At 32.3% G+C, this 12,998-nt stretch carries 15 protein-coding genes; 5 read left to right on the plus strand and 10 right to left on the minus strand.

All coding sequences use genetic code 11. From position 1 onward, the window contains the following. The first annotated feature begins 82 nt into the window (after positions 1-82). From LS81_RS02300 to hisG, 4 genes are all read left to right on the plus strand, one after another. Positions 83-808, plus strand: coding sequence for a hypothetical protein (locus LS81_RS02300; RefSeq protein WP_052096449.1), 726 nt, complete (start codon positions 83-85; stop codon positions 806-808). Positions 809-954: 146 nt separating this feature from the next. Further along, positions 955-2,040: a plasminogen-binding protein pgbB gene (locus tag LS81_RS02305; protein ID WP_237022190.1), complete on the plus strand. Its 1,086-nt coding sequence runs from the start codon at positions 955-957 to the stop codon at positions 2,038-2,040. A 37-nt stretch (positions 2,041-2,077) separates the two neighbouring features. Further along, positions 2,078-2,713 carry a type III pantothenate kinase gene (locus LS81_RS02310; RefSeq protein ID WP_081955878.1) on the plus strand — a complete coding sequence of 212 codons (636 nt, stop codon included), beginning with the start codon at positions 2,078-2,080 and terminating at the stop codon, positions 2,711-2,713. Between the two features lie 13 nt (positions 2,714-2,726). Further along, positions 2,727-3,344 (plus strand): ATP phosphoribosyltransferase, encoded by a 618-nt coding sequence (hisG, locus tag LS81_RS02315; protein ID WP_034344681.1) that lies wholly within the window; start codon positions 2,727-2,729, stop codon positions 3,342-3,344. A gap of 616 nt (positions 3,345-3,960) precedes the next feature. Here the strand turns inward: hisG and LS81_RS02320 are convergent. The 7 genes from LS81_RS02320 to efp all read right to left on the minus strand — a co-directional run bounded on the left by LS81_RS02320 (position 3,961) and on the right by efp (position 9,745). Next, positions 3,961-4,557: a peroxiredoxin gene (locus LS81_RS02320; RefSeq protein ID WP_034320994.1), complete on the minus strand. Its 597-nt coding sequence runs from the start codon at positions 4,555-4,557 to the stop codon at positions 3,961-3,963. Positions 4,558-5,295: 738 nt separating this feature from the next. Then, entirely contained in the window at positions 5,296-6,432 is a 1,137-nt protein-coding gene (locus tag LS81_RS02325; RefSeq protein WP_034344678.1) for a hypothetical protein, read from the minus strand. Next, positions 6,429-6,797, minus strand: a complete 369-nt coding sequence (locus LS81_RS02330) for a TraR/DksA C4-type zinc finger protein (RefSeq protein WP_052089209.1) — start codon at positions 6,795-6,797, stop codon at positions 6,429-6,431. The genes LS81_RS02325 and LS81_RS02330 overlap by 4 nt, the downstream gene beginning before the upstream one ends. Before the next feature lie 12 nt (positions 6,798-6,809). Then, positions 6,810-7,277, minus strand: coding sequence for a 23S rRNA (pseudouridine(1915)-N(3))-methyltransferase RlmH (locus LS81_RS02335; protein WP_034344675.1), 468 nt, complete (start codon positions 7,275-7,277; stop codon positions 6,810-6,812). Beyond that, positions 7,249-8,118 carry an acetyl-CoA carboxylase, carboxyltransferase subunit beta gene (accD, locus tag LS81_RS02340; protein WP_034321008.1) on the minus strand — a complete coding sequence of 290 codons (870 nt, stop codon included), beginning with the start codon at positions 8,116-8,118 and terminating at the stop codon, positions 7,249-7,251. The genes LS81_RS02335 and accD overlap by 29 nt, the downstream gene beginning before the upstream one ends. 1 nt (position 8,119) lies before the next feature. Continuing rightward, a complete protein-coding gene (locus tag LS81_RS02345) occupies positions 8,120-9,178 on the minus strand; it encodes an FIG domain-containing protein (protein ID WP_034344672.1) in 1,059 nt (352 codons plus the stop codon). 3 nt (positions 9,179-9,181) lie between these two features. Then, on the minus strand, positions 9,182-9,745 hold the full coding sequence (efp, locus tag LS81_RS02350; RefSeq protein ID WP_034344669.1) for an elongation factor P: 564 nt from the start codon (positions 9,743-9,745) through the stop codon (positions 9,182-9,184). Between the two features lie 746 nt (positions 9,746-10,491). Here efp and surE point away from each other — a divergent pair. Beyond that, positions 10,492-11,346: a 5'/3'-nucleotidase SurE gene (gene surE, locus LS81_RS02355; RefSeq protein WP_034344665.1), complete on the plus strand. Its 855-nt coding sequence runs from the start codon at positions 10,492-10,494 to the stop codon at positions 11,344-11,346. 276 nt (positions 11,347-11,622) lie between these two features. Here the strand turns inward: surE and LS81_RS02360 are convergent, their stop codons facing one another. The 3 genes from LS81_RS02360 to LS81_RS02370 form a co-directional block, all read right to left on the minus strand. Continuing rightward, positions 11,623-11,919 (minus strand): CstA-like transporter-associated (seleno)protein, encoded by a 297-nt coding sequence (locus LS81_RS02360; protein WP_081955877.1) that lies wholly within the window; start codon positions 11,917-11,919, stop codon positions 11,623-11,625. A 69-nt stretch (positions 11,920-11,988) separates the two neighbouring features. Continuing rightward, complete coding sequence (locus LS81_RS02365) at positions 11,989-12,402, minus strand: hypothetical protein (protein ID WP_034344663.1); 414 nt, start codon at positions 12,400-12,402, stop codon at positions 11,989-11,991. Positions 12,403-12,432: 30 nt separating this feature from the next. After that, positions 12,433-12,876: a hypothetical protein gene (locus tag LS81_RS02370; RefSeq protein WP_034321197.1), complete on the minus strand. Its 444-nt coding sequence runs from the start codon at positions 12,874-12,876 to the stop codon at positions 12,433-12,435. Positions 12,877-12,998: the final 122 nt, after the last annotated feature.

The following is a 12,998-nucleotide window of genomic DNA, read 5'->3' on the forward strand; positions in this document are numbered from 1 at the left end:
TATATGAAATGAGAGCATAAAGCCAAATTATTGAAAATCTTGTGCTATCATTCTAAGCTTAATCAGAATATCAAGGTTTAGCATGTCAATAGAAAAAAATCTCCATGAAGTAAAGGATAAACTTACAAAAGATCAAAATTTACTTGTAAGTGCATTTAAACTTGAAACATTCTACAAAAAATATAAAAACTTTCTATTTCTTATTATAGCTTTATTGGTGCTTTTTGGTGCATATAAGGGCATTAGTGCATACAAGGAACATAAGACAAATACGCAAGCTAATGAGCTTATGAATACTTTACATAGCAAAAATATCACTGAAGAAGATAGAAAAAAAACAGAGGAATTACTTGCCACAATAAAACCAGACCTATACGACTTTTATCGCTACACTCAACTGCAAAATCTAAGTCTATTGCAGTTAAAGAGTGATGAAAACCTCGCCATATTAGAACAATTAAGCAAATCAAGCAATGAACTCATTGCTACACTAGCCAACTATCAATATGCAGTTTTTAGTGAAAAATTGGAATTGCTTGAAAATTTTGAGTCAGATTCTATGCCGCTATTACGCGATAGAGCGAGATTTTTGGCAGCATATCTATATATGCAAAATAATAACACGCAAAAAGCTCATGAGATTCTAGAATCCATACAACCAAGAGATAACAATCGACTTGTTACAGAAATGGCAACTCTACTCAAACATTATGGCTTGGATAGCAAAAGCTTACCTACACAAAATGCAGATGCATCAAAAGAAGATACGGCTAAATTGCCTGTGGAAGCAAATAAAACAAAAGAGTAAGGAAAATAATGTATAAAATATTGAAATCAAGTTTTTGCTACATTGTGTGTAATCTTCAATCTTACCAAAAACACATATCACAATGTTTGTATGGTGCAAAATATTTACAATATTTTACGATCCAGAATGCTTTAAATAAAACCTTTTTGAGCAAAGCATCATGCACTCTAACCATATTATTACTCCTTGTATTTTATAGTGGCTGTGACTCACAAAAAAACTTTAAACCACAACGTGTTTATGGCAAAATAGAATTTAATGACAAATTAGATAAACCCTTGGTAAACAGCAATCAAGCGAGTGCAAAACTCAAAAACAATGCAGTCATCACTGATAATGGCTTATCACATATTACGATCAATGAACATGAAAATCTACTCTACGCAGATTCTAAGCAATGGCTTATTGGCGATGGCTGTGCAGGATTGTTAGTTATCCCGCTATTATATGAAAACAATATAGCAAAGCTTGATCGCAACAACATGAAGACCATTGCAACAAAAGGTTGTGTTGTAAGTGCAAGTATAAAAGGGGATCTTGTTGCTGGTGTACTTGCTAGCAATACACTTTTTCTCTACGATCTTGCAAAAGATACCTTTAAGTTTCAAATCAAGGAAGAATCAATCTATGCGATTTCATCAAGACATGCAAATCCCATCATCCTTGATACGCTCGTCATTTTCCCAACGCTTGATGGCAGACTAAACACAATCGACATAACACAAGGAAAAAGTGTCAAAAATATCATTGTAAATACAGAAAAATTCCTAAATAATATTATTTACCTCAAGGTGCAAAAGGATGAATTAGTAAGTGCTACGCACAAGCGTATCTATACACTTATACATGGGGAATCTTATGGCAAAGAGTTAGAGATTCGTGACATTTATTTTGATGGGACACATATTTATGCATTAAGTCTCAATGGCACAATATATCAATTCGACAAAACATTGGCAACACTTCAAAGCGTAAAATTGCCATATGCAAATCTGAATGGAATCATAATTAAGAAAGATCACCTATATACCTTTGATAATAGTGGTGGATACTTGATTGATTTATCACTTAATGATTTTAGCTATGAGGCATTTAAGCTGAAATTTGGTATAGATAGATGGTTTAGCAAACGTGTTACAATGTTTTATACGCCAAATATTTTCTATATCAATAATAATATTTTAAATTTCAATGAGGCATTAAAAAAGACAATATATGAGGATAAGAAATAAAATTTGTTTCAAAAAATGAAGGGAAAGGAGGTTTGTAATGGCAGGTATTATTCTATGTGATATAGGCAATTCTTTTTTGCATTTTTATTACGCGGGTAGAATATGGCGAGAGAATCCAAATAGCATTACGCTAAAAAAACCTCATATCCCAATCTATTATATTAGTGTGAATCCAAATTTTGAGAAAAAATTATTAGATTCCCATAAAACTTGCATTAATCTTGAAAAATTTATACAACTACAAAGCGTATATAAAGGTTTAGGGATTGATAGAAAAGCCGCATGCAAAGCCATTAGTAATGGTGTGATAGTTGATGCTGGAAGTGCTATTACTATTGATATTATGGAAGATAATCAACATATTGGTGGTTACATTTTACCTGGAATAAGCTCATATCAACACTTATATCAATGCATATCTCCTGCCCTGCATGTCCCGCTTGATCTAAGTGTAAATCTATATGCACCACCACAAAATACAAAAGAAGCAATAAGTTTTGGAATCCTAAAAAGTATTATACTTATGCTAAAGCATACAACCCAAACAAAAAAGATGTATTTCACAGGTGGCGATGGTAAATTTTTTGCTAAGTATTTTGAAAATAGTATATTTGACAACACGTTAATTTTCAAAGGTATGCAACAAGCCCTAAAAGAAAATAATATAATTTAAAAAAGGATATACAATGCTTACAATCGCACTCCCAAAGGGAAGAATAGCAGATGAGGCTCTATCACTTTTTGCGAAGATTCTCGACAAAAAAATACAATTTGATGACAGAAAACTTATATTAAAGGAGGGAAATTATACATTTCTGCTCGTAAGAAATCAAGATGTGCCAACCTATGTGTATTATGGTGCAGCTGATTTGGGTGTCGTGGGACTTGATGTGCTTGAAGAACACAAAGATATTGATGTCGCAAGATTATTAGATCTGAAAATTGGCAAATGCAAGGTTGTGCTTGGTAGCGAGTGTGGTAAACCAATAAATTATCTAAAACCTCGTATAAAAATTGCTACAAAGATGACAAATATCACTCAAAACTTTTTTTCCGCTCGTGCTATTGCTGTTGATGTTATAAAACTTTATGGCTCTATTGAGCTTGCTCCACTCGTGAATCTTGCAGATGGTATTGTAGATATTGTTGAAACAGGTAGCACAATGAAACAAAATAATTTACAAATTGATGAAGTTATTATGGAATCAAGTGCCTATCTCATTGCAAACACAAATAGCTTTTTTGCTAATAAAAACAAGATTTTGCAATTACAAGAAAATTTAAAAAAAATTCTACAGGGTTAATTAACTTGCAATAGATCAAATGGAGTCAAATTATTTTCAATAGAATTACTTATAATCTTAGTATAGTGGGGTTAAATGTTCATGTGTTTTCGATACATACCTCGTTATCTTGTGATGCAAAACTAAGAATTAATGCCCTAAATAAAGTAAAATAAATTTATTATACTTTATAAAAAATAAATTAAAAAGACAAAGATGCTCCATAAATACAAAGCCATAAATACTAATATAAAAATGACATTCAAACGTAATCATCTAAAAAATAAAGAAAGAACACAGCACGCATAGCCAAAAGTCTTAAAGTCTAAAAATTATAAGATGCTACAGCTTATTAGTCTACCTACCACATCAATCCCAACAACTTTGCTGAAAGCTAAACTCTTGTAGAGCAAAAATCAGTTCTAATTATAGAGATAAAAGTATTTTTTGTATTCCCTGTTTAAAATAAATTGAGTGTAAAAAATAGTTTCATAAAATTTTTCAATATAAAACAAACTAAATTAAATAGAAAAGTTCACCGTAAGGAAAGAATCTAGCATAAAAGGGCGGAACACCCAAAAATCTATTTTAAAAACTTGGGTGTCCCTTATAAGTAAAAATAGTTCACAAATAAGGATTAAAGTTTGTTGCTATTTTGTGAAAGATATTCTTTAACACCTTCAGCTGTAGCTTTCATCCCTTTATCACCTTTTTGCCAACCAGCAGGGCACACTTCACCATGCTCTTTATGGAATAAAATTGCATCAACTAAACGCAAATATTCATCCATATTTCTACCAAGTGGCAAATCATTTATTGTTGCATGTCGCACGATTTGGTTTTCATCAATGATAAAGCTACCACGCAATGCAACTGCTCCACCAAATAATACATCATAATCTCTTGAGATTTGTTTTGTAATATCAGACACCATAGGGAAGCTTACTTGCCCGATACCACCCTCATTTACTGGTGTATTTCTCCATGCAAAATGCACAACATCAGAATCAATAGAAACCCCAATTACATTTACACCGCGTTCTTTAAAAGCTTCTACTCTTTTATCCATAGCGATGATCTCACTAGGACATACAAAAGTAAAATCTTTTGGCCAGAAAAATAATACTGCACCATTCTTACCTAAATTTTTGCTTAATTCAAAATCATTTACAATACTGCCATTCGCCAATACAGCTGGAGCAGTAAAATCTGGTGCTTTTCTTGTTACTAACATAGTGTCTCCTTAAAAAATATTAAATGATAATAAAATAGCTATTATCACTTGTATTCTAGCAAACTTTGTTTAACAATTAAGCACACTATTTTTTCCTATACTAAAAGCCTTACAGGCTTTATAAATTTAACAATAATTTCTTTATAAACACACAGATAATCTCGTTTTAATTATTGTGAATAGGGAGGTTTTGTTGTATTATATATCCTCATTAGAGTATCAATATGCAATACAATAATACATTATTAGCATATATGCAATAATGCCTTGTTTAAGCACATATTGATTTTAACAAATAAAAACCCACAATGACATAAACTATAGAATCAAGAATAATCAAAATTTACTTATGATTTCAAAATGTCTTAGTGATACAGGGTTGCATATAGATTCTAACTCTACTGAATGTCTTATATGTTGTCTTAGTCTATTTATTATCTCTGATTGAAAATAAATATATCATTCACTTCATATTTAAATGTGTCTAGATTTTATCTAAATAACTTTGCATCATTTTGCATAAGTACATTATTATAGGCATATTATCTTGTGTAGATAAGCTACTTCTCCTAGCAACAAATATCTTATGTGGGAATAGATTCTATAAACCTTGTTAAACTCTTTATCCTGTCATCACAGAGGGATTATAAAATAAGTCAAACAGCATATTAAAAAAGAATATTGCTAAAATTGCACCCTACTCTCTTTATTTATGTTGAATGTTCACACAAGATATTGCTAATGATTTACATAATCTATCTGTTTTATGACAACATTATCCGTTGACATTTTCTCCTGCTTTCTTGATCGATATAAAAGTGGATCAAAAAATACAAGCAAAGGATACCCTTTTTCTTTTAATGTATTAAATGCACTGACAGGTAAAAAGTCATCCCTTGGATATTGTTGTTTTAATTCCATTGCTTCGTTTGTCTTTCCTACCTCAAGCAATATATAGAAGTATGCAAGTACACTCTGTTCTACTTCTTTGCTTAAAGATTCAAAAATGCTAAGCCAAAAATTAATATTATCTTGTCGCAACAATTCACACACAGCAATTGCTAATCCTAGATATTCTCTCTCACTCATTTTTACTTTTTTGCATGTTTGTATCATCATATCTTTTTGAATATTGATATTATTCTTAGCACATGTCTTCACAAGCCCTAAAAGTGTGGTATATGTGAGATAGTTTTTATCTAAACTCAATGCTTTTTGTAGTATTTTTGGTTGCCCATTTAATACAACATCCCATGCTTTATCATAAATTATCTGTGTGTTATTTTGCAGATATGGATTTGGCCCTGCAGAATCTTTACTAAAATCTTGTTTAAGTATATCTAATGCTCTTTGTGCATCATCCTTGATTGCATTTCTTATATTAAGGCTATAAAGTGGGTGTAATGGGTTTAATCGTATTTTTGAATCACTACCACCATTCTCTATTTCCTTAAATACATTAAACACAGAATCTACCTTTTCATAACTCGCGTTATGAGATTTCGTATCTGGTAACAATACAAATCGCTGCAAGACTTTTGAGAGTGTCTTTAATCCTGCATTTGAAAACACCTTTTCGCGCACAGGATTACCCAACATTTGCTCTTGTATTTGAGTAAAAATCTTCTCAATATCTCTATTTAGAGTCATGCTTTTAAATTTTTGCATTAATGAGACAAAGCTCATAAAAAGCAAAGCAAACACAAATAAAAATGCAGCAGGTAAACATACCCATAATGCAACAGGTAAGGTTATACTAAACTCTACCAAGAATGTATTCTGAAGTGTGTAATAATCTGTACTGATATAGAATGCATAAGCACCAATAAGCAACAGATACAACAATGCAAAACTAAAAAAATATCGGATCTTCATGTTCTCTCCTTTTGTTTTTCGCCTTTCTCATAAATTTCGCGACAATTAATACAAAATCTTGCATGCGGTTTTGCCTGCAATCTTTCAATACCAATCTCATCTTCACACATCTCACAAATACCATAGATTCCATCATCAAATTTTGCAAGAGATGCACTAATTTCTTTCATCTCTTTTTGATTGCGTTCCAACATGGAATCATCAAATCGCAGTTGGGATTGTGTGGATATAATGTCTGCATTTTCATTTAACTTCAAAGCACTCATTTCTTGTAAGCTCTTATGTAAGTTCAAGCTCAATCCATCTAAATACTCTAATCGTTTCTCTAATGTTTGTCTTAATGACAACAAATCTTCATCACGCATTCTTCTTCCTTACTAAAGCTTATGATATGGGTGTTTATTAATAATGCTCAGTGAGCGATAAATCTGTTCTACAAGCACAATTTTTGCAATTTCATGACTAAAGGTTAGCGAGCTCAAACTTATTGTTTTGTGTTGCTCTAACACTTCTCTCTCAAAGCCAAATGCCCCTGCAATAAAAAACTTTATAATTCCGCCGCCCTGCATACCATATGTTTCTATCATATGGCTAAATTCTATTGAAGTCAGCCCCCTTCCTCCTGCATCAAGGAGAATGCTCTGCTTGTCAAGATATTTAGAAAATGCCATTGTGTAACTCTGTTTTGCAATATTAGAATCTTGTTTTTGTGCCTCTTGTATACGTTTATTAAACATATTAAAAAAACTCATAGTAGCACCAAAACTCTTACAAGCCTTGCTATAATATTGCATAACATCACCTGGCATTTCATTCTTATGAATTGTATATATATGTATTTTCATAAGGCACAAGCATTTCAATAAGATCGCTTAAAGTATGTTTCAAATCTTTACGCGATACAATCATATCTATCAATCCATGATCAAGTAAAAATTCTGCAGTTTGAAAACCATCTGGCAAATCCGCACCAATTGTCTGCTTAATAACCCTTGCCCCAGCAAACCCTATCATAGCCCCAGGCTCTGCAATGATTATATCTCCTAAAAATGCAAATGATGCTGAAACTCCACCAAAAGTAGGATCGGTTAATACCGATATATAGGGCAACTTTGCCTCGGCAAGCTTACCCAATGCCGCCGAAGTTTTTGCCATTTGCATGAGTGAATAAGTTGACTCTTGCATTCTGGCTCCACCACTTGTGGATACAATGATTAATCCCTGCTTTTTACTGATGGCACGATTGATTGCCCGCACAATCTTTTCACCCTCAACACTTCCTAAGCTACCGCCCATAAATGAAAAATCAAAGATTACAAGTTGCACTTCCTTCCCATGTATAAGGGCTTCTCCAGAAATAACTGCACTTTTCCTATTTGTCTTTGCATAACCTTCTTCAATGCGTTTTGTATAACTTTTTTTATCTACAAATGCAAGCGGATCATTTGGGGCTAAATCATTATCGTATTCAATAAATGTGTCAGAATCACAAATGAGTTTTAACCTATCTTGCGCACTGATTCTAAAGTGGTGAGAACATTTTGAGCACACATATGAGCTCTCAATCACCTCCTTATTATACATAACTGCACCACAACTAGGACATTTTGTCCAACATTGTGCCGCATCTTTTCTATCTCTAGAATCTTCTCGTTTAAAGTTTTTAAAAAAATCTGAAAAACCCATTTTACCTTCCTTTAAATTTATCAACAATGTGAGAATCTGTCGTGATTAAAATATGAGAAATCACCTCTTTGCATTGTCTAAGTGATGGAATAGCCTCATAATAACACTCCAAATTACCATAGATAATTTGATTTTGTGCCAAATAAAATCCTGCCATTCCATCATATTTTCTAACTTGCATTGGCAAAAGCACAAAAAGATAGCGAAAGCTAAAAGCAAGACTCAAGGCAATAGCCCCAAGACTACGGAACTTTAAACCACTTTCTGCTAAAAAAGATGCCCACCTAGTATATTGCATGGCTTTTTCAAATATGCCACACTCAAGCTTTTCTGCAATGACTTTTTGTGGTCTATAAATGAGTATCTGACTAGCAAACATTGCGTGTAAAAAGTTTGCATCAAATGTCGGGAGATACTGTGCAGATTCCCTAATTGCATTACATGCGTTTGTCATAAAAACGCTTTTTATTGTGGTATTGCTATTTTGTAAAAGCTTTGTGAAATTACAGGGCATGTAGTAGGGCTGCATAGAAGTTGGCTTTTTGGCTGTCCTTGCATATATGAGATATTCTGGTTGCAAATCTGCGATAAAAGTTTGCAAACTAAATATGCAAGGCATTTTGGTTAAAGCTAATAAATCGTCATTGAGATATGCTATTTCACATGAAATATAATTGACAACACATGCTTCACACACTTTCCCAGTCGCATCACACAATGCTACACTTGCACCAAAATACGGAATATTTGACTTAAAATTACTGCTGCCATCAAGTGGATCAAGCACAATTGTGCCTTTCACATTGCTACCACCCTTTAACAATCCGCTTTCTTCAGAATCAATGTGATAATGTGGTAGCAAAAATTTACAAAATATGGTTTCTGCAAGTAGATCTGCCCCACTACTACGATCACCCCCAGCACCGACGCCAAAACTCTCATGCAGTATTGAATCTTGCGTATGTAAAAGGCGAATTACTTCCACACTTGCAAGCACAATACGCATAAAAAAATCACGTTGCAATAAGGGGAGCAAAGTATCTAGTGAGAGATTATTCATACTTTATTTAACCTTTTCTATATACTCACCTGTCTCTGTATTTACTCTTATTGTCTCACCTTCTAATACATGAAATGGAATTTGCACAACTGCACCTGTTTCTAAAGTTGCTGGTTTTTTACCTGCACTCGAAGTATCACCTTTAAAGTTTGGCGGTGTCTCCACGATTTTTAATTCAACAATTTGTGGGACATTGACTGATATTGCTTTATCATTATAGAGCAAAACACTAACATTCATACTATCTAAAAGCCATTTTGCACTATCACCAACCTGATCTTCATTTAAACCTATTTGCTCATAAGTCTCATTATCCATAAACTGATAGAGCTCACCATCATGATAAAGATATTGCATACCCTTTTCAATGATGTTTGGTGTTTCACACTTATCACCTGCATGGAATGTCTTTTCAATGACTTTACCATCTAAGAAACTTTTAATTTTTACACGCACAAATGCAGGACCCTTGCCTGGCTTTACATGTTGATATTCTGTGATTCTATAAGGGATTCCTTCTATTTCAATCTTTAAACCTTTTTTAAGATCACCCATTTCAATTGTCATTGTTATCCTTCTATAAAAAAATATTTCGGTATTTTACTCATTTATGTCTAATAAAACCATAAAAACTGCAAAAATTAGAATAAAAACTACACCATGAATTTAGTATATACACCATTGTATGTCTTAGTTGTGATTAACTGGTTTTCATCTATGGTTAGCATAATGGAATAATATATCAATCTAATTTATAACCTAGATTCTCTTATCTGTATTACTGACTACTTTATGATTTGAAAATATAAGCATGTTAAAAACTAAAAAATAGAGGTTAAAAAATCTAGCTACCACCAAATTTATTCATATAATTAAAAAGTCTCTAGGGCTTGATTTAATATCAATAAAATACATGTTAAAGCAATGCGGAGCATCTTATTTATGCAAATATTCTAATGAAATTATAAAAAGCATAAATATAAACTAGGGCGTATATAATATTTACAATATACTTATAATATACCAAAATATAGCCATAAACTTTAAACAATGAAAGGTGGCTACAACTATATACCTCCCCCTAAAAATCATAAATTAAATAACAAGCCCAGCATGAAACCAATCAATAACGACGCTAGGTATAATCTAATATGCTTTATAAATCCCATATATCAAATAAAACTTATATAAGCAAATACTAAGATTCTAAGATATGGGATATTCCCTTTAATGACTGCTCTGTTTTTGCTTACTTGGTGGTAATAAAATAGGATATAATACGCCTTTTAAACAACAAAATTAAGGTAAATTTTATGAATAAAACGATTTTTTTAACAAATGATGATGGTTATTTTAGTCAAGGCTTAATTGCATTGCGAAATACGTTATCCGATATTGCACGCGTTGTGGTTGTAGCTCCCGCACACGAAAAATCTGCATGTGGTCATAGCTTATGCGTAAGTAAACCCTTGCAACTCATAGAACTAGAACGAGATTTTTATAAGCTTGATGATGGTAGTCCAACTGATTGTGTATATGTTGGCTTATGCGAACTTTTCTCAACTGAAAAACCAGATTTGTTAATATCAGGAATTAATATTGGTGCGAATCTCGGTGAGGATACAACATATTCTGGAACGGTTGCGGGTGCAATTGAGGGTGCATTGCATGGGATACAAAGCATTGCAATTTCACAATTTATTGATGATAAACATGGAGAAGATAATAAACTAGTCAATCGTGACTTTACTCTTGCTCTTGATACAATAAAACAGCTCGCATCTGATATATTACACAATCGCTATTTAATTGGACATCGCAAACTGCTTAATATTAATATTCCTGCAATCCCAAAAGATAAATGCAAGGGTATTCAAGCCACACAACTTGGCTATAGAATCTATAATTCCAAAGCACAAGATATGCAAAGCCCACGTGGACAAAAATACCATTGGATAGGTTTAAATCCAATACAATGGCAAGAAAGAAATAACATAGATAATCCATATATTAAAAATAATCATTATATCTATCAAGACATGCAAATGCCGGTAGTAAATGATTTTGAAGCAGTAATGAATAATTATGTTTCCATCACACCTATGCAGCTTGATATGACAGATTATGTTTGTATGCAAACATTGCATTCATATTGTGCAAAAAGATAATAGTCTTATAGCACTAAAGTTTATAAGTCAAAAGGCAATTCAGAGAAGTCCTAGATTGCCACTTTTTTGCTAAGAATTCAGCAATATTTACCTTAATATAATTCTACGAAAACATAGAAAATAAAATATATAATAGGAATAAGTCAAAGTCAATCTAACTTATGTTTCTTAAATTGGTAGACATAAGATCTTTGAATAAAGGCAAATCTATACCACCATAAATAACGTTATGCAATGGTCATTATTTTACGTGGTCTTGATATTTCTCATGCTATATTAACAGCACTTTTTAGCACCATCTCGACTATATCTTTTATTTTGAGAATCTATGAAAAACTCCTTGCGTGTCTTTGGTATGCAGTGCGGATGATATTTTCTATGATAATCTAAATACTTTTCATAACTTGGCAATCCAACTAAAAGATGAAAAAAACGCTCAGAATCTTTGTACCACCTAAAACAAAATCGAAAAAGGGATAACACTACATCTTTTTGTTGTTTCTCTTGGTGTAGCAAATCTTGTGTACTTGCAATATTAGTTGCATCCTCTTGTGTCTTTTTTGATTCTTGCATACTCATTTCCCTTTAAGCTTTATCTCATTCTAGCACATTTAATCACGCATGTCAATAACCAATTATTGTTTAATACACATCAGCACGAAGCGTTACAATGTTAAATATAAAACCACTTTTACATTGAAAGTATTTTGTGATGCGTTTTGAACTACCATTCAAGTAGCTTTCTATATTCCCTATTTTTGTACCACCAAGTTGCAAAGCCTGCATTTGTAAATCCTTTAATGCAGAGAAAAAGAGCATAAGGCAGACTTCTTTAGAATCTTTAAAAATATGATGTGTCATTTTACTTGCAATAATACCTTGCTTTTTTGGAATTGATTTTTTTGAACTCTTGCTAAATTGCAATGTAACATTTTTATATAATTTATCTAAACTATGAGATTCTCTAAGATTTGGTAACGGGACGTCTTGTATGTCTGTATTTGCATAAAGAGCACAAGACATCATGCAAAATAAGACTGCAAAAAGAAGTTTCATTAAAAACTCTAATCTAGGCTTTCACTTATATTATGAAGCCATCATTATTCCAGCATGTATATAATTAATATTATAGAGCTTATTCATAAGTTGGCTAATAAGTCCTTTCATCTCCATACTTAGCTGCTCATTACGCAATAACTTATTAAATGTTTCAAAGTTAATATCATCACTCGTTTTAGCAATATAGCCAGCTGCTATTAAATCCTGACTATTTAAAATATTCTCACCACGCAATACATTTGCCATTGCCATAAAACTTGAAGCATCTTTAAATCCTCCTTGTATAGAGTCGCCAAGTCCCTCAATCTTTTGCAAATATTCTGATTTTACAAATACATCTTGTGGCAAATAGTTTTCATCTGAACTTATTGGTATATAGCGATTTCTTGAGCCATGATGAATATCAATTCCTTGTTGATTATGTACGCTATCTGCATATCTTTTTTGTAAAATATTCTGTGAAACCTGCATTTTAAATCCTTTCAAAATAGATTTACACGTTATTAAGCAAAAAGGATTCCAGAAACAAAAAACAATGCAAACAAGGATTCTAAAAGCGAGTTAATAAAGTAATAATAACGCAGAATTTGTAT

The organism is Helicobacter trogontum (genome assembly GCF_000765905.2).
GTDB classification, from domain to species: Bacteria; Campylobacterota; Campylobacteria; order Campylobacterales; family Helicobacteraceae; genus Helicobacter_A; species Helicobacter_A trogontum.

Bases quoted from the DNA above. Each gene is read 5' to 3' on its own strand.
- LS81_RS02300 (WP_052096449.1), top strand. From the start codon at position 83: ATGTCAATAGAAAAAAATCTCCATGAAGTAAAGGATAAACTTACAAAA.
- LS81_RS02310 (WP_081955878.1), top strand. From the start codon at position 2,078: ATGGCAGGTATTATTCTATGTGATATAGGCAATTCTTTTTTGCATTTT.
- hisG (WP_034344681.1), top strand. From the start codon at position 2,727: ATGCTTACAATCGCACTCCCAAAGGGAAGAATAGCAGATGAGGCTCTA.
- LS81_RS02320 (WP_034320994.1), bottom strand. From the start codon at position 4,557: ATGTTAGTAACAAGAAAAGCACCAGATTTTACTGCTCCAGCTGTATTG.
- LS81_RS02325 (WP_034344678.1), bottom strand. From the start codon at position 6,432: ATGAAGATCCGATATTTTTTTAGTTTTGCATTGTTGTATCTGTTGCTT.
- LS81_RS02330 (WP_052089209.1), bottom strand. From the start codon at position 6,797: ATGCGTGATGAAGATTTGTTGTCATTAAGACAAACATTAGAGAAACGA.
- LS81_RS02335 (WP_034344675.1), bottom strand. From the start codon at position 7,277: ATGAAAATACATATATATACAATTCATAAGAATGAAATGCCAGGTGAT.
- accD (WP_034321008.1), bottom strand. From the start codon at position 8,118: ATGGGTTTTTCAGATTTTTTTAAAAACTTTAAACGAGAAGATTCTAGA.
- LS81_RS02345 (WP_034344672.1), bottom strand. From the start codon at position 9,178: ATGAATAATCTCTCACTAGATACTTTGCTCCCCTTATTGCAACGTGAT.
- efp (WP_034344669.1), bottom strand. From the start codon at position 9,745: ATGACAATTGAAATGGGTGATCTTAAAAAAGGTTTAAAGATTGAAATA.
- surE (WP_034344665.1), top strand. From the start codon at position 10,492: ATGAATAAAACGATTTTTTTAACAAATGATGATGGTTATTTTAGTCAA.
- LS81_RS02360 (WP_081955877.1), bottom strand. From the start codon at position 11,919: ATGCAAGAATCAAAAAAGACACAAGAGGATGCAACTAATATTGCAAGT.
- LS81_RS02365 (WP_034344663.1), bottom strand. From the start codon at position 12,402: ATGAAACTTCTTTTTGCAGTCTTATTTTGCATGATGTCTTGTGCTCTT.
- LS81_RS02370 (WP_034321197.1), bottom strand. From the start codon at position 12,876: ATGCAGGTTTCACAGAATATTTTACAAAAAAGATATGCAGATAGCGTA.